Annotated in this window: 17 protein-coding genes; 9 read left to right on the top strand and 8 right to left on the bottom strand. The window is 59.6% G+C overall.

All coding sequences use genetic code 11. The annotated features are described in order from the left end of the window. The first annotated feature begins 22 nt into the window (after positions 1-22). Both R4P64_RS07670 and R4P64_RS07665 read left to right on the top strand, forming a co-directional pair. Positions 23-457: a hypothetical protein gene (locus R4P64_RS07670; RefSeq protein WP_317820078.1), complete on the top strand. Its 435-nt coding sequence runs from the start codon at positions 23-25 to the stop codon at positions 455-457. Further along, on the top strand, positions 454-3,924 hold the full coding sequence (locus tag R4P64_RS07665; protein WP_317820076.1) for a hypothetical protein: 3,471 nt from the start codon (positions 454-456) through the stop codon (positions 3,922-3,924). Before R4P64_RS07670 ends, R4P64_RS07665 begins: the two co-directional genes overlap by 4 nt. 212 nt (positions 3,925-4,136) lie before the next feature. Here R4P64_RS07665 and R4P64_RS07660 read toward each other — a convergent pair whose 3' ends face one another. After that, positions 4,137-4,289, bottom strand: a complete 153-nt coding sequence (locus R4P64_RS07660) for a hypothetical protein (protein ID WP_317820074.1) — start codon at positions 4,287-4,289, stop codon at positions 4,137-4,139. 238 nt (positions 4,290-4,527) lie between these two features. Between R4P64_RS07660 and R4P64_RS07655 the strand changes: the two genes are divergently transcribed. Next, positions 4,528-4,671, top strand: coding sequence for a hypothetical protein (locus tag R4P64_RS07655; protein WP_317820073.1), 144 nt, complete (start codon positions 4,528-4,530; stop codon positions 4,669-4,671). Between the two features lie 821 nt (positions 4,672-5,492). Here the strand turns inward: R4P64_RS07655 and R4P64_RS07650 are convergent. From R4P64_RS07650 to R4P64_RS07645, 3 genes are all read right to left on the bottom strand, one after another. Continuing rightward, positions 5,493-6,050 carry an excalibur calcium-binding domain-containing protein gene (locus R4P64_RS07650; RefSeq protein WP_317820072.1) on the bottom strand — a complete coding sequence of 186 codons (558 nt, stop codon included), beginning with the start codon at positions 6,048-6,050 and terminating at the stop codon, positions 5,493-5,495. A 70-nt stretch (positions 6,051-6,120) separates the two neighbouring features. Next, a complete protein-coding gene (locus tag R4P64_RS33990) occupies positions 6,121-6,303 on the bottom strand; it encodes a helix-turn-helix domain-containing protein (protein ID WP_411742646.1) in 183 nt (60 codons plus the stop codon). A gap of 598 nt (positions 6,304-6,901) precedes the next feature. Then, entirely contained in the window at positions 6,902-7,078 is a 177-nt protein-coding gene (locus R4P64_RS07645) for a hypothetical protein (protein WP_162487763.1), read from the bottom strand. Between the two features lie 681 nt (positions 7,079-7,759). Here R4P64_RS07645 and R4P64_RS07640 point away from each other — a divergent pair. Further along, positions 7,760-8,062 carry a cyclic-phosphate processing receiver domain-containing protein gene (locus R4P64_RS07640; RefSeq protein WP_307718102.1) on the top strand — a complete coding sequence of 101 codons (303 nt, stop codon included), beginning with the start codon at positions 7,760-7,762 and terminating at the stop codon, positions 8,060-8,062. A gap of 695 nt (positions 8,063-8,757) precedes the next feature. After that, the gene (locus R4P64_RS07635; protein WP_155276671.1) at positions 8,758-8,910 is read left to right on the top strand and encodes a hypothetical protein; all 153 of its coding nucleotides are present in this window, start codon (positions 8,758-8,760) and stop codon (positions 8,908-8,910) included. 44 nt (positions 8,911-8,954) lie between these two features. On the opposite strand, the gene R4P64_RS07630 is transcribed toward R4P64_RS07635, so the two are convergent. Both R4P64_RS07630 and R4P64_RS07625 read right to left on the bottom strand, forming a co-directional pair. Then, positions 8,955-9,560 (bottom strand): transglutaminase-like domain-containing protein, encoded by a 606-nt coding sequence (locus tag R4P64_RS07630; RefSeq protein ID WP_045070342.1) that lies wholly within the window; start codon positions 9,558-9,560, stop codon positions 8,955-8,957. 10 nt (positions 9,561-9,570) lie between these two features. After that, entirely contained in the window at positions 9,571-10,773 is a 1,203-nt protein-coding gene (locus R4P64_RS07625; RefSeq protein WP_317820069.1) for an LppP/LprE family lipoprotein, read from the bottom strand. A 122-nt stretch (positions 10,774-10,895) separates the two neighbouring features. Between R4P64_RS07625 and R4P64_RS07620 the strand changes: the two genes are divergently transcribed. Beyond that, on the top strand, positions 10,896-11,243 hold the full coding sequence (locus tag R4P64_RS07620; protein WP_095886522.1) for a nitroreductase/quinone reductase family protein: 348 nt from the start codon (positions 10,896-10,898) through the stop codon (positions 11,241-11,243). Here R4P64_RS07620 and R4P64_RS07615 read toward each other — a convergent pair whose 3' ends face one another. Then, the gene (locus R4P64_RS07615; protein ID WP_317820067.1) at positions 11,244-11,729 is read right to left on the bottom strand and encodes a PPOX class F420-dependent oxidoreductase; all 486 of its coding nucleotides are present in this window, start codon (positions 11,727-11,729) and stop codon (positions 11,244-11,246) included. A gap of 29 nt (positions 11,730-11,758) precedes the next feature. Here R4P64_RS07615 and R4P64_RS07610 point away from each other — a divergent pair, with 29 nt between their 5' ends. The 3 genes from R4P64_RS07610 to R4P64_RS07600 all read left to right on the top strand — a co-directional run bounded on the left by R4P64_RS07610 (position 11,759) and on the right by R4P64_RS07600 (position 14,547). Next, positions 11,759-13,015, top strand: a complete 1,257-nt coding sequence (locus R4P64_RS07610; protein WP_317820065.1) for an inorganic phosphate transporter — start codon at positions 11,759-11,761, stop codon at positions 13,013-13,015. Between the two features lie 11 nt (positions 13,016-13,026). Beyond that, the gene (locus R4P64_RS07605; RefSeq protein WP_080711566.1) at positions 13,027-13,356 is read left to right on the top strand and encodes a DUF3349 domain-containing protein; all 330 of its coding nucleotides are present in this window, start codon (positions 13,027-13,029) and stop codon (positions 13,354-13,356) included. Positions 13,357-13,554: 198 nt separating this feature from the next. Continuing rightward, positions 13,555-14,547, top strand: a complete 993-nt coding sequence (locus R4P64_RS07600; protein WP_092800894.1) for an alpha/beta hydrolase — start codon at positions 13,555-13,557, stop codon at positions 14,545-14,547. A gap of 27 nt (positions 14,548-14,574) precedes the next feature. Here the strand turns inward: R4P64_RS07600 and R4P64_RS07595 are convergent, their stop codons facing one another. After that, positions 14,575-15,033 (bottom strand): DUF5994 family protein, encoded by a 459-nt coding sequence (locus R4P64_RS07595; protein ID WP_033231058.1) that lies wholly within the window; start codon positions 15,031-15,033, stop codon positions 14,575-14,577. Between the last annotated feature and the right edge of the window lie 38 nt (positions 15,034-15,071).

The raw sequence follows: 15,071 nt of genomic DNA, 5'->3' as shown, positions 1-15,071 counted from the left end.
TCGACTGACCCGAGGAGGGCCGGTGTTCAATCACCCAGCGTTCTGGCCCGCGGTCGGGGCGGTGATCGTCTCAGCGATCACCGCCCTGGCCACGTACGTGGGGAGCCGCAGATCCGACCGAGTGAATCTGCTCGAGCAACAGCGCAAGGACTTCGACAGCATCCTTGAGCAACAGCGCAAGGACTTCGACATCATTCTCGACCCACTTCGTGAGGACCTCGTAGCTGTACGGCTCGAAAGCGCAGCCAACAAAGCGGAGAACGCAACACTTCGCGCCGAAGTGGACCAACTGAAAAAGACGGACCACGAGCGCGACGGATTACTCGACGACCTACTGACGTGGGCGCGGGCAACGATTCAATGGATCGCCGATCGGATGCCCGGAAGCGAAGAGCGCCCGCAGCTTTCGGAGCGCGCCTGGAATCATCTCAACCGGCAGGAGGGACCGCCGCTATGACCACTCTGAAAATCAACCTCGCCGACGTCGGCGGACGCCCGGTCTCTGCAACCCGCGCAGTGTTTCTCTCGGCACCTGCACACCGGCCGTCCGTCACGGTGGACGGTCGTGTGGTGACAACGACGCCGTATCCGATCGATGTCGTTGCCGGTCTCGCCACAGTGACTGTCGAGCCGGGTGAGCTCGTCGTCGAAATCCGCAGCGGCCTGGCTGATTCAATCCCGAAGCGGGTCACCGTACCGGATGGCGACGACGAGGTGACTCTGGAAGAGCTCCTCGAATCAGCGTACGTCTACGACCCGCCCGTCATTTCCGAAGTGCAGCGGTATCGGAACGAGATTGTCGCGAGCACGGGCGCTGCTGCGCGTTCTGAAGCGAATGCGTTGGCGCATATGGAGGCTGCCGAGTCGTCGGCGACGAATGCCGGCAACTCGGCGACTGCCGCTCTGGCGCACAAGGACGCTGCGGGCGACTCGGCAACGGACGCGGAAGCCGCTCGCGCGGCTGCGTTCCTGGAACGCAAGGCTGCCGAGCTTGCCGAAGCGAATGCGTTGGCACACAAGAACGCTGCCGGTGTTTCGGCGACCAATGCTGGGGCTTCGGCTGCGGCGGCGTTGACGAATAAGAATGCCGCTGGCACCTTCGCGACCGAAGCGGAGGCGTCTCGCGCGGCTGCGTTCCTGGAACGCAAGGCTGCCGAGCTTGCGCGTGATCAGACACAGGCCGGTGGGGTGCCCGATAACGGCGTGACCACGCTGAAGCTTCGCGATGACGCAGTGACTTTGCCGAAGATCCCGGTTTCAGCTCGGCAGAGCATTGCGCGGATGCCCGAGGTCAATGACTGGTGGCATGATGTGCTCGCGTTCGGATCGCAGCTCGGTGTTCCGGTTCAGGAAGCTCGAACGATCTCCGTGGGTAGCGGCGGTACAGGTGGCGCGCTTACTGACGTCACCGCTATCTCGTTCACGGCAACCAACGGCTACGCATCGAAATACCATCTGTACGCGGCTGGCCTGGATTGGTCGAAACCTGTTGGGCTGGTGGTGCATTTCCACGGTGATGGCGCGTTCGAGTACACGAACCCCACCAGCGCGTGGAGTCTGGGCGGCGCGAGTGGTTTGATCGCGCAGGCGAAAGCGCGGAACATGGTGCTCGTTGTGCCGCTCACCCCGGACGACGCAGTTGGTCGCCTTACCTGGTGGGAGTGGTACGGCAAAGAGGAAAACCCCAGGTATGCAAAGGATTTGATTGCGTACCTCATGGGCCGCTACAACCTCGACCGGAAGAAGATCTGGCTCTCCGGATTCTCCGGTGGCAGTCAGTTCATCACCCGGTATCTGTTGCCGCACTTCGGTGTCGAGTTGGGGATTCTCGGTGGCGGGTTCATCGTGTTCGGTGGCGGCGGAGCTCCGGCTACATCGTTCGCACCGTACGATCCGACTTTCAAGTCGGGGTGGCATTGCCGGTGGGTGGCCGGTGCGAATGACAACGGTAGTGAGCCGGGTGACGGTTTCAATGCGATCGAGGCTGCGAATGCCGGTGCTGCTTGGTATGCGGCACAGGGTTTCGCGACCGAGGTGACGTTGATTCCAGGGAAGGGTCACGACCTCGATGGGCTGTACGGCCCGAATCTCGGGGCGGAGATCGATGCTCGTCCACCGAAGGGTGATTGGGCGACGGTGACAACCGATGTGGCTCCGTTCGCTCACCTCGAATCGAGTAAGACAACTCTGCTCCCGGCCGACTCGTTGCAGGATGCGGTGCGCTACACCTGGAATCATTCGAGCGTTGCATTTACCTCGGTTGAGCATTTCGTGGTCTCGTACACGTATGTCGGAACCGCGAGAACCGTTGTCGCGGCGGTCGAACAGTCTACTGACGGCATCGCCTGGACAGTGGTCGGTAGCTCGACAGCAACCCAGGGCGTGAACAATGTCATCATCACGATCCCGACCTGGGGATCTGCGACATTCATGCGGTTGACATTCACCCGGACCAGCGGGACCGCTGCGGTTGCAGTGGGCACGATTCAGGCGTTGACGAATCGCAAGGGGGATCAAGGGTCTGGCAAAGAGCTGGCGTTTCCGTTCAAGTGGACCAAGGATCGCGCCATTCTGTTTGGCGCGACGGACGCAGGGATAGCAACAAAGTTCCGGGTAGGCGACAACACCACCAACCAACAAGGTGGAATGCAGTTCGGCACCGACACGTTCTTCTATCGTTCGGCAGCGGGCGCTTTGAAGACTCCGGGTTACATCACGGTTGGCCGACTGTACGCCGACAACTCTCCAGGGGCGGCGAACGAGCTCACCCGTAAGGATTACGTCGACGCGGCGGATGCGCTGCTGGCTCCAAAGGTCCATAAGCACTCTGCTGCGGATATCGACTCCGGCACCCTGCCTGTTGCTCGTGGGGGTATCGGGCGCGGCGATCTGGTGGACGGTTCGTACATGCGGGGCGCGGGTACGGGCGCTGTGCAGATGCGTACCCCGGCGCAGGTTCTCGCCGATATCGGCGGAGCTCCTGTGGTGCATGATCATCCGACGAAAGCGGATCTGGTCAACGGGCTCATTCCGCAGGCGCAGCTCCCCGCGATCGCCCTGACCGATTTCCTGGGTGAGGTAGCCAGTCAGGCGGCGATGCTCGCACTCGTCGGCCAGCGCGGCGATTGGTGCTCACGCGCCGATCGCGGCACCGACTGGCAGTTGATTGCGGAACCGTCGACGGTGCTGGCGAACTGGCGCGAACGCATGTACCCCGCCTCTCCGGTGTCGTCGGTGGCTGGACGCAACGGTGCGGTCACGTTGTCGGTCGCGGATGTCTCCGGTGCAGTGGGCACTTCCGACTCGCGCCTGTCAGATGCCCGGTCACCGCTGGGCACGACTCAGACCGTGTGGAATGCGGGCACAGCGAACGCCGCGAACTTCGGTATCACCCCGGCCGAGCTTCGGGCGGCGACGGTGGCAGCGATCGCTGCCACAGACCCGAAACCCCATACGCACCCGGCCTCGGCGATCACCGCCACAGCGTGGCATCTCGCTCGCGTCAGCACGACCGCGACCGCATCGCTCACCGCAGGTTACCGAGCAACCTATGCGGGGCTGATCGACTCCGCAGTCCAAGTATCCGGGGCGGGAGCAGTGTCGGTCCTTGCGATCGGAGAAGTCGCAATCCCGACAACCGGCTGGTACATGCTGACCGCGAACATCAAATTTGGAACTGCACCGGCCACTGCTGGCTCGTATGCGCTGATCTCGCAGTCCGCCACGACGAACGGCACGAAAACGGAGATCGCGATGGGGCAACAGTCCGTCGCTGGACAGAACGTGGTCGGTGTAACGACGATCGCCTATCTGACAGCTGGGACATTCGTGAATCCTGGTTTCTATATTGCGTCAACGGGCACCGTCACCGGCTCAGCTGATGGCAGCGCGACGAGCTTCCGTGGAGTCTTGATCGGCGTTTAGTCTCCAAGCCTGTCCGTGTCACCTGACGGCACAAAGCCCCCAACCCTTAGAGGTTGGGGGCTTTGCCAGCAGGCACGTCAACATCCCGAAGGGGTCAACAGCCTGGTATTACAGGAGTCCCAGGAAAGCGACAATCCGTCGCATAGCTGAAGATGCCACGAGCAACGAACCGGCTGACACGTTCACCCCTGATTTCACCCGCCCAGAATTGCTCAGCCCCAGCGGCTCTGGTCGTAGATCAGACCGCAGATAACTGCAAGCAGCGTGAAAATGCACAGTGCAATAACCAGCCACGTCTTCAGCCTGTCTGCGGGATCGGCTTGCCTGACCTCGCGCTCGATTCTCGGAGTTTTGTGTTTCGACATGGCCGGATCTTTCGTCCTAATCTGTGTGCCGATTCGTGGTGCCCGCCGATGATCTGGGGAACATCATCGGCGGGGCTACTCGACCACGCAACTGGCTCAGCAGTCGGTGAGAGCGAAAGAAATTTATACGGCGCTGAGTGACTTATGCCAGTCTTCGGCAGGTAACAGTTACTTGAGGGCTCAATTGCACGATCGATTGATACCGCATGATCCGCCCACTCTTGCTCACCATCCAGAAGTGGGACGCGAGGGTGGTTGGCCGTCAGACGAACAGAAGGCAGAACGCGCCGCTAAGTATGAGGAGATTGACGAGTATCAGGTCAAGCTCGATGCCGCGCATGCTGCACTGAAGTATCTCGGACTCGAAGAGGGCAACTCATAACTCAGTTTTGTAAGCCTCTATAAGGGTCATCATTTCCTCCCAGGTGACGACTTGTCCGTGAACGCGTCCTACCATCGCCGCAAAAGTCCATTCATCGTCGACAATCTGCTTTTCCAGAATGCATTTGACTGCCCGCGGAGGATGCGGCTTGAGCGTCTCATGTGCCCACCTGATCGCGTCGTGGTCGTTGTCGAACTCCCCGCATCCGAGGACTGTATTGGCGGGTTCGTAGCGAATCCGATAACAGGGCACATGCCAAGAATTTACAGAGCACTTGCAGGTTGCGCTGATGATGTCCCATTAAAAAATCCGCCCAGAATTGCTCAAAAGCGCCCAATCTCATCGTGAAGCCGGCGGCTTGCAGACGGGTTAGAAACAGGATAGAAGTTTAGGCAGGCCCCGCCGACTGGGATGGGAGTCGCTGCCGGCGGGGCCTGGCACCCTTCAGCGGAACTATCTTGTGAGTTCTCGAAGTAGGGGCGCGATAAAGGTACCGGCAGCAACTTTGCCTCGCCACTTACATACCAGTAGTCACGAAACCCCCAACCTCATCGCGAGGTTGGGGGTTTCGTTGTCATCCGAGCTGAGCACACAGCACGGCGACCCACTATCCATGCCGGGAATGGCCCCCTCACGCCGAAACCCCGCACAACCACGGTACGACTGCACCGGGAGCTCGAACGGCAATTTCGCGTAAAAATCATGCCAACGAATGACATAAGTCGTTGCACGCGCAGGTCATAATTTCCGGATTTCGAGCGGGCTTGTCATATTATGACGGCGAATGTAACCCCGGGACCTCTACAGATCCGGGCCAACCGCTAGATGCTCTCGTTGGCTAGAACCGTTCCCGTCGCATTATTGACTTGGACCCATCCGAGATCGGGGAACTGCTCGCCGATGAAGTTCTTGACGCCGATGACCGTCTTCCTGCCCAGTTCCTCGTCAGCTTCTGTCACCTGCTGTGTGATGACGATGATGGACGAGTTTCGCGCTTCGATGTCACTAATTGTGCACAGCCACGAGATATCGGGACATGCGGCGGTGAATGAATCGAGGCCCGCGCCAGCCAGGAGCGCTCGCTCGATTTGTGCCTGGTACTCCACTGCATCGAACTCCGGTGTTTTACTGCTTGTTGACGGTGCAGCTGCAGCGTCAACTTCGCATGCAACCCCGTCGTTATCGCGGTCCCAACTTAGTCGGTAGCCAGGATCACCTTCGCGCAGTGGAGCCGCACCGGCAGCGACAGCGTCCGCACAACTGTCGTAGAGATTTGCTCCGGTTGTTGAATCCGCACGAACCGGATCGGCGTCACCTGAGCTACATCCAGTCAGCAATAGCCCCGTAACGGCCAATGCCCCAACGAATATCTTCTTCATGGGGGGAATCAAACCAGATACACCGGAAGCAATAGGAATATCGGTCGGTTACTCGGCAAAATGGTTGCACCTATTTAGCTTGGCTTCGATGTTGCCTGATGAATTCCTCGAGGTCGTTCGGGTCAATTCGGTGTTGGCGAGGCGATAGAACAATCCGCGGCAACAGGCCCCGACGGCACATTGATGCGACAACCTTGCCCGAAACATTCAGTCGAGCGCCAGCCTCGGCATAAGTCAGCAATGGGGCGGTCATTCCCATCTGGTACCCAACTCAAAGGGGGCCGGAAACCGTGCCACTCCGTCCGCAGAGCGTCCGCAGGACTGCTATCGCGCACTATCAACAACCAACGTCACTATCGACCATTTCCGCTGGTAGCTGCCATCTGCTCGCAAATGCTATCAATCGCAAACGCCCAGGTGGCAATCCGAGCTCTACTACGACGTGTGATCCCGGTGGAGTGGCTGACCTGCACAGCAGTTCACAGGTCTAGCCCTCCGTCCGCAGTACCTTTAGCCGAGTCCACCCGCTTCGCGATCCCAGCATCGATCGCAGAGCGGGTGGACTCGTCTGCGTCGGGCCGTGCCCGTAGACATCGAGGGTTGTCTTGGCGCTATCCGTCGGAGAACCCGAACGCGGGTAGCTCATCGCTGTCTAGGTCGTCGAAAGTCACCTCGTATGCCAACGCGGCACTCGCTTACATGTCGGCGGCCAATGCCGGGCTCACGGTTCAGCATGGAACGTCTGGTCGCACTTTGAAGTCCGATGCGACAAATAGGGCACTGAGCGCTGTGGGAGAGTCACTTACGCTCATGTGGACCGGCGCGACGTGGGCACGGATCCAAGGTTCGAACTAGTCACCCTGGCGGGGCTTGTCGCATCCGGCGTGCCGCATCTCACGCCTTTCTGCTCGCCGCAGTTCGGCGGCTGATTCTTCGAGGTCGGTGTGGCTGATTGCGCGGCCGATCCAGACCGCGGACAACGCGCCTACGACGATCCAAACGGCGACAATTCCGACAATCCACCACATAGCTGGGAGTGTGCCATGGGTTGTCTGGCTCTGTCGGACTGTGGTCCAGTTTTGGTGGCGGGTTCACCCCCGGTTTCACCCGACCGGGGCGCACGGGATTGGAAGAGCCCACCGCACAGAATTGCTCACGCATGGCAACTAGCGGGCAGGGCTGCATAGGTCTCGTTTCGATCACGGCCAAGTGGGTACATGACTCGCAGGCCGCGACGGCCGGGGCGAGCATGCGGCCTCGCAACCGCGCGGTTCAGGTTCTTGCCGGTTGAGCACACAGCCCACAGGAACCGATGTCGTTCGGGACTTCTTCCATGTCGGGGGATTTCGCTTCAATGAACGATGCCCCCACTCTCAGTCGCTGAGGGTGGGGGCCTTTGTCGTCATCCGCGTTGAGCACACAACGTGGGGACCCTCTTTCCGTGCTGAGCTGACCCCTCATGTCTTGCCTCGCATTCCTAACCGTAGGCCTGCGCACAGGTTCGTGCCAGGTTTCCGAACAAGACGATCGGGACAGATGGCAGCCGATTCGTATTTGCAGGCTGCCCAGAGTTGCTCACACGCAGCGACTGTTGGGAGGAATTCCTTAGGTCGCTTACCCCGACCGACTAACACCCCACAGACTTCGGGACTGACAGCACTTGCGACTCGCCCACCTTAGGTGCTGGACTTTCGCCCCCGTTTCGGGAGATGGTTAGCAATGCAACCGAACATAGCCACGGATACACAATGAACCTCTGGGTCGACAACTTACGGAAACCGCCAGATGGGTGGACGTGGGCAAAGACCAGTTCCGGAGCTATCGACGCACTCTGTTTCGGCATGGTGGAACGAGTCTCTCTTGATTACAACCTGGGCGGCGATGACACCACACGCTCGGTCATTCGCTGGATGCGCGAAAACAGTGTGTGGCCGAGGGAGATCCACGTGCATTGCATCAACCCTGTACGTGTCGAATTGCTTACCAGATTCATCGACCGGTATCGCAAGTAACTCCGCCCAGAATTGCTCGATGCCCCGCCCCCTATGAATCGGGAACGGGTTTGGTGCGACTGGGTTGAACTTCATCGATGCTGGCGGATTCGTCTACATACGAAAATTCAATTCGTATGAGCAAGAAGGCATTTGATATTTTGGATCGCATACCGGGCGCTGCGGTAGCCCACCGCCAAGTTTGATCACCGCCAGGCGCGGAGCGCTCCTTCCGCATCAGCATGATTGATAGCGCGGCCTAACCAAACAGCAAGGAACGCGGCGGTTGCCGTCCAGCCCGTCAAAATTTCAACAATCAACATGTCGCGATTGTGACACATGACCAACATATGTAACTACAGATCGAATAACGATGTAACGCGGCTCACCGAGACGCACAAACTGATTCCTGATTTTGCGAGCGCAGGATCAGAAAAAGTAGGTACCTATGTAGGTAATTCTGCCCGCGCATATCACGCCTTCCACTGACAGTGTCAAAACGTACCTACAACGTGATCGAAGGTGGCGGCAACGGATGAACCTCAGGGATCAACTGGACACGTGTCAGTTTCTACTGAACCGTGCCCAACTCGCAGGTGACGTCGACGCCATTCGGCGACTCTCAGAGCGTCGACTCGTGCTGGTTAAACAGCTAGCCAGCATGAGAGCCCACCTCCGCCTGGTGTAGGTACACCAAATTCTCGTAGCATCGGACGATGACCCCACTCGATGTCGGCATCATCGCCGTCGCTGTTCCTGCCCTGGGCATCACTGTGTGGGCTACCGCGATGTTTTTCCTCGGCCGAATTGTCCGGGCTCGCCGCAAGTCTGGACGCATTACCTATCGCGCCGAGACGCAGCCAAGCTAATGCCACAGTTCAAGTCTCATCACGTAGCCACCGGCACAGAAGACTCACGTATCCAGGGCCGTTGGCAAGCCTCCGCCCAAAAGGTCGAGAACGTTGGTCGCACCGCGAAGTGCATCGGCAACGCACGCCGCAGTTGACGCAAATACCTGCGGGTAGTCGATCTCCCCCAGCGCCGGATCGACCGGCCAGGCAAGCCTTTCCGAGCCAAGTGAGAATTCCGCGTTCACCCCGGCCTTGTTTCCGCGCGGATCTTGGCGATGCCAGGATCCTTCGAGATAGATCGCGACCAATCCGTGGAGCACGAAACCGTCGCGATCCACGAGTCGCTGGTAGCAGAGCCCAGTCGGAATGCCCTCGGATCGCAACAGTGCGGCCAGTAAGTGGGACTTTGCGTAACACAGCCCGACCCGCGCTTCGAGAACCTCCGTCGCGGTCAACGTCACTCTCGGATCCTGAACATCGTTGGAGTGCCCGACATTGTCTCGCACCCATTCGAATGCGACCTTGGAGAACGCACTCTCGGTGTCCGACTCCTGACGCAGCTGTTGCGCCAAGGATCGGATAGCCGGGTCGGCAACTTGGATGATCTCGTCGTGCCCCAGGTAGTTCTGCGGAGCTCCCGCCTCGAGCAAGAGTTTTTCAGTCGCCATATCCAGAACCCTAGTTACAGCCGCTCATATTCAGCAGCTCGGCCGGCAGATCGTTCTGCATGACAACCCCGTTCCCGTCCCAGACGTAAGTAGCGGTCGCCAAGCCGCTCGGATTTGCATTCGAGTCCATACCGCGCGGCCACCTGTACTGCACCGTTGCACTCTCGCTGGTGCCATCGACAACGGTGGTGAATCCGAACGCACATGACGTCGCAGTTCCGAGGTACTCACCTCGATGGAAAAACATCACGTGCTCAGGCGAACTGCCCGTGCCGCCCTTGGTTTCGACGACGGCGTAGCTCAGGTCGGCACACGGATCGAAGTTCGTGTCCCCCATGAAGATCCATTCGATATCGGGGATCCTGGCATCGGCAGGAACTTGCGCGACGGCACTCGTGATCGCAGTGTTCTGGGAAGCGCTACCGCACTGGAGTGTTGACGCCGTCGCGGGATCGACAGCATTGTCGCCACACAGCCAGGGCCAACCTGTCAGCTGCCGAAGATTCTGCGGCTCCGCACTGAAGGTCTCCTCTTCACCGAACATCGAGCCATCCCCAGACCCGCCTCCGTTCGCAGCGTCATACGTGTAGGAGGTGACCTTCATCGACGGCCGGGCGGTAGATCCGCCGTACGGCGAGATGAATTTCCACACCTCGATCGGCCTATCGGTGTCGCCGGTGCAGCGGACCGCAGTGTCGTAACCCTCGCCGCTGTGCAGCTTCCACTCAACGGGGTTGCCTTCGTACAGCGAGACCGGCGGCGACATCACCGCGAGTGTCGAGTCCTCCCAGGACCAGACCTTGTACGCGGCGCTACCTCCGAGATCGGATGTGGCGATGACTACTTCAGCCCCCGGACGCCCGTCGATGTCCCACGCTCCGACAAATCCGCCTGTTCGTTGAATCGCCGGATCCGCGAGCATGGTGGACTCGGTCGCCGCCACCTGGGCTTCGGTGCCGGCCATCGTGAGAACCACTATCTGATCGTCGACTCGGCCGATCGAATCGTCCAGGCCGTCCCCATCGACGTCCGCCAGCGCCACATCGACGCAGCGCAACCTCCCCGCACAGACGTCGGGCACGGATGCTTCCGTCGACGTCGAGAATTCCGTGCTCTCCCCCACCTGCGCCGCACCGTCGATCGATTCCGATCCACACGACGTGAGTACTACTACCGCCGACGCACACACAAAAACAGCCAACTTGGTTCTCACATTGCCCCCTGATCCGATCACCGGAGATACCCGAGAATCATAAAAGTCCCGTTGAGGTAATCGGGGTTAAGCTGGCGAACGAATTTCGAGACGGCACCATCGAGATGATCGAGGATAGACCTATGAACACCTTCCAGAAGTCTGCGGCGGCCATCAACAAGGTGGTCTTGGCCGCGATGCGCGTGCCGCTTGTCGAAAAGCTCATCGGCGGTTCGACGGCCCAGATCACCTACACCGGACGCAAATCCGGAAAGACCTTCACTTTGCCTGTTTCCTACCGCCAGAAGAACGACGAACTGTTCATCCGAGTTGCACTTCCCCAGAAAAAGAACTGGTGGCGCAATTTCCTCAACGAGGGCGATCGGATGCGCGTCAAAATTCGGGGAATCGATCGCACCGGGCACGCAGTCAGCACCCGAGACGACAAGGGCAACGTATCCGTGAAGGTGACCCTGGACCCAGTCGGCTGATTACAACGACCCTACGGCGACAACGACGCCCACGTCGCCATAGGGAAACGAGCCCTTGCCGATATGGCCGAGCTTATTGAAAAATTTCGAAATCGGCACCATCACACCATATTTCGCTTTCACTTTGCTTTGAATCTCGTCGAAGTCGGGACCGGAGCTCACCAAGGTAGCGGTCCCAGCGGCAGGCACAGCACCGGGCGCCGGCTTCCCACGGTTGTTGCACGGCACAACGGTCACCCGCGGATTGTTGCGCAACCGTTTTGCCTTGCCGGATCTCGAGGACGTCCAGAATCCGATTCGTCCGTCAGACAGCGGCACAGCCCAGGTGGGCGTCGCAACGCCATCGCCGCTCTTCCTGAAGGTAGTTACCGAGATCGTTTTCTCTTCACCGAGGGACATCGATCGAGCGTATTCCTGTTCAGTCGAAGTGACCACAGAAACAATTCGGCTAGAGCGCTCGAACACCAGCAGGCGGGTCGGTTTCACCGGCCGTCCGTCAGGGAACATCAGTACACGTGAATGCGGAACTGATCGTTCTCCTGGTTGTTGTTGTCACCGCGCTCGGGTTCGACTTCACGAATGGTTTTCACGACACCGGAAATGCGATGGCCACCTCGATCGCTACCGGAGCGTTACGCCCCAAGGTTGCAGTGGCCCTGTCCGCATCGCTCAACCTCGTCGGAGCTTTCCTCTCCGTCGAGGTGGCCGCAACGGTAGCGAAGGGTGTGGTGAACCTCGGAAATGTTGGTGGCCAAGCGCTCCTGACGATAGTGTTCGCGGGCCTTGTGGGTGGCATCATCTGGAACCTCGCCACCTGGCTGCTCGGTATCCCGTCGAGTTCCTCTCATGCACTGTTCGGTGGCTTGATCGGCGCAGCAGTTGCGTCGCTGGGCATGAATGGCGTCGCATGGAGCGGCGTCCTGAGCAAAGTGGTTATCCCGGCAGCGCTGGCACCGCTCGTTGCCGGCTTGGTAGCAACAGCAGGCACATGGCTTGTCTACCGAATCACGTCGAATGTCCGCGAAAACACCAAGGAGCGAGGCTTCCGCTTGGGCCAAATCGGTTCAGCCTCACTGGTTTCTCTCGCTCACGGGACCAACGACGCTCAGAAGACCATGGGCGTCATCTTCTTGGCTCTGGTCGCACACGGCACCATCTCCGCCGACGCTCCGATGCCGTTCTGGGTCAAGTTGACCTGTGCGCTCGCGATTGCGGCGGGCACTTACCTGGGCGGGTGGCGGGTTATCCGCACACTCGGCAAGGGCCTTGTCGAGATTGCCGCACCGCAGGGAATGGCTGCCGAAGCGTCCTCCGCTGCAATAATTCTCACCTCCAGCCACCTCGGTCTCCCGCTGTCTACAACCCACGTGGCAACGGGTTCGATCCTCGGAACCGGACTCGGGCGCAAAGGCGCCGAAGTCCGCTGGAGCGTCGCACGACGGATGGGTATCGCGTGGTTGATCACGCTCCCCTCCGCTGCACTCGTGGGAGCCGCGTGCTGGGGCCTGGTAAATGTCGTCGGTGGACTGCCCGGAGTGCTCGTGGTCTTTGCGATTCTCATCGCAATGGCCGCCTGGATGTACATACGCTCCCGCAAGGAACCCATCGATCCCAGCAACGTCAACGCTGATTGGGACGGCGCTCTGGTTCCCGCCGAAGTTCCGGGACCCGACGTCAGCGTCCTCACCGAAACCATCGTCCCCACCGAAACCATCGTCCCCACAGAAACCATCGTCCCCACAGAAACCAAAACCCTGCACCTACCGAACTGAAAGTCATCACATTGCCTGCACCGATCCCATCATTGGCACAGTCGATCCTTACGTGGCTACGCGTCGGTTATCCCGAAGGGATCCCACCGAAGGACCGAATCCCTCTCATGGCATTGCTTCGCCGCCGACTCACCGACGCGGAGGTTCGCGAAATCGCAATCGGTACTGCACTGGCCGAACTGATCGACGACAGCAGCGACCAGGTAATCAGAGGTGACGAGATCAGTGCCCAAATCTCTGATGTGACAAGCCAAAGCGCTTCCGACCAGGACATCGCACGCGTCGCAGCAGTCCTGGCGGCGGCGGGTTGGCCGCTCGCCGACCTCGACGCAGGCCGATGATCTCCTCTTGATCGACCCCCTATGAACCAGTAGCGGCAAACCAACCGCTTCGGTATCAATGCAGTAACAGATCCGCAATTGATTGACTCCGCCCCCGGACAGTTCGCGAGAATGCAGTAACTCGGGGGCTCTGCCAGATTTCTCGAGCACACCACTAAAGGGGCGGGAGTGGCGCGAATGCGATTTTTCCAACGAGGGATGACAAAACAGATTCGACAAGGCAAGTCCAGAACACGTCGTTGGTCCGGAACCGCGGCACTCGCCCTGACGCTTCCGTTGGCGATTGGACTGATCGGATCCTCGGTGGCCGCCGCAGCACCGGCACGAACCGCACAATCCGGCGGCTACGAAGAAGTATTTGTCGACTCCTCGATGGGGCCCATCAAGGTTCAGATCCAGTGGGCATCTCGCGGCGGCAACGCTGCCCTGTACCTGCTCGACGGGCTCCGCGCTCGCAATGACCGCAATGCCTGGAGCTTCGAGACAAATGCATTCGACCAGTTCCGCGACAACAACATCACGTTGGTGATGCCGGTCGGTGGCCAGTCGAGTTTCTACTCCGACTGGTATTCGACCAGCAATCTCAACCGCCAACCAGTCACATACAAATGGGAAACATTTCTCACCCAGGAACTTCCTGCGTACCTCGATACTCGTGGCGTCTCGCGGACCAACAACGGTGTCCTCGGCCTCTCGATGGGCGGCAGCGCAGCACTGACCCTGGCCGCCTACCACCGCGACCAGTTCAAGTTCGCTGGATCATTCTCGGGATACCTCAATATCTCCGCGCCCGGTATGCGTGAAGCGATCCGGGTTGCGATGATCAGCGCCGGATCCTTCAACGTCGACGCAATGTGGGGCCCACCGTGGAACCCGGCGTGGTTGCGTAACGATCCCCTCGTTTTTGCACCTGAGCTCAGGGGCCTGTCGATGTATATCTCGGCGGCGAGTGGATTGCCGGGAGAATTCGACAAACCCCGACGACCAGTGGACTTCGTCAACACCGGTAGCGCAATCGGACTCGAAGCACTCGCCTTGCTCAACACCCGAGCATTCCAGGTACGCCTCAACACACTCGGCATTTCTGCCACGTACAGCTTCCCGTCCAACGGAACCCATTCGTGGCCGTACTGGGGTTCTGAGCTCTGGAAGGCACGCGGTCAGATCCTCGACACACTCAACGCCTGGTGAGCGGCTGCCTGTGACACAGACCCCGACTCACGGCACTCGATAGGTGTCTCCACACGTAGGATCCACCAGACGGCGCATGATGTCGTACGCCCGATCCGGATCGACGTATGGCGGAATCATCATCAACACAAGTTGCCGACCGTAGATGTCGTCGAGATACATCAAATCTACGGGTTGACCTGGATACGGACCTCGAACTTCGAGGCCGTCGACCTCGTCGATACGACGCTGCGCAGTGCTCACCGTGTTCCAGTCGAACGCAACCCGGGTAATCGGCCCTAGACGCAACGAGAGTGCTGATATCAGATCGTGTAGCTCCGCTGTGACGTTGGTGGTCCATGGGAACCAAGCACCGTCGACATGCGACTTCACCGCGCCCTGACCCCGCAGTAGGAACCGTGGTGTTCGGGTAGGCGAAGGAAATGGTTGACCGGGGTGTCGCGGTTGCGTTTCCATCCCGAAGTCGATGGTGTTTGTGTGCGCCATGACGGACGCCCCTTAGATAAAACGTTCATGGGACCGTC

It is taken from the genome of Rhodococcus sp. IEGM 1366 (assembly GCF_033142425.1).
Lineage (GTDB): Bacteria > Actinomycetota > Actinomycetes > Mycobacteriales > Mycobacteriaceae > Rhodococcus_F > Rhodococcus_F globerula.
The sequence above is the reverse complement of the archived record's forward strand: the minus strand, read 5'-3'. Positions and strand labels throughout refer to the sequence as shown.

Excerpts from the sequence above, each read along its gene's own strand:
- R4P64_RS07665 (WP_317820076.1), top strand. The coding sequence starts at position 454 with ATGACCACTCTGAAAATCAACCTCGCCGACGTCGGCGGACGCCCGGTC.
- R4P64_RS07635 (WP_155276671.1), top strand. The coding sequence starts at position 8,758 with ATGACCCCACTCGATGTCGGCATCATCGCCGTCGCTGTTCCTGCCCTG.
- R4P64_RS07640 (WP_307718102.1), top strand. The coding sequence starts at position 7,760 with ATGGTTAGCAATGCAACCGAACATAGCCACGGATACACAATGAACCTC.
- R4P64_RS07660 (WP_317820074.1), bottom strand. The coding sequence starts at position 4,289 with ATGTCGAAACACAAAACTCCGAGAATCGAGCGCGAGGTCAGGCAAGCC.
- R4P64_RS07630 (WP_045070342.1), bottom strand. The coding sequence starts at position 9,560 with ATGGCGACTGAAAAACTCTTGCTCGAGGCGGGAGCTCCGCAGAACTAC.
- R4P64_RS33990 (WP_411742646.1), bottom strand. The coding sequence starts at position 6,303 with ATGACCGCCCCATTGCTGACTTATGCCGAGGCTGGCGCTCGACTGAAT.
- R4P64_RS07595 (WP_033231058.1), bottom strand. The coding sequence starts at position 15,033 with ATGGCGCACACAAACACCATCGACTTCGGGATGGAAACGCAACCGCGA.
- R4P64_RS07600 (WP_092800894.1), top strand. The coding sequence starts at position 13,555 with ATGACAAAACAGATTCGACAAGGCAAGTCCAGAACACGTCGTTGGTCC.
- R4P64_RS07620 (WP_095886522.1), top strand. The coding sequence starts at position 10,896 with ATGAACACCTTCCAGAAGTCTGCGGCGGCCATCAACAAGGTGGTCTTG.
- R4P64_RS07645 (WP_162487763.1), bottom strand. The coding sequence starts at position 7,078 with ATGTGGTGGATTGTCGGAATTGTCGCCGTTTGGATCGTCGTAGGCGCG.
- R4P64_RS07650 (WP_317820072.1), bottom strand. The coding sequence starts at position 6,050 with ATGAAGAAGATATTCGTTGGGGCATTGGCCGTTACGGGGCTATTGCTG.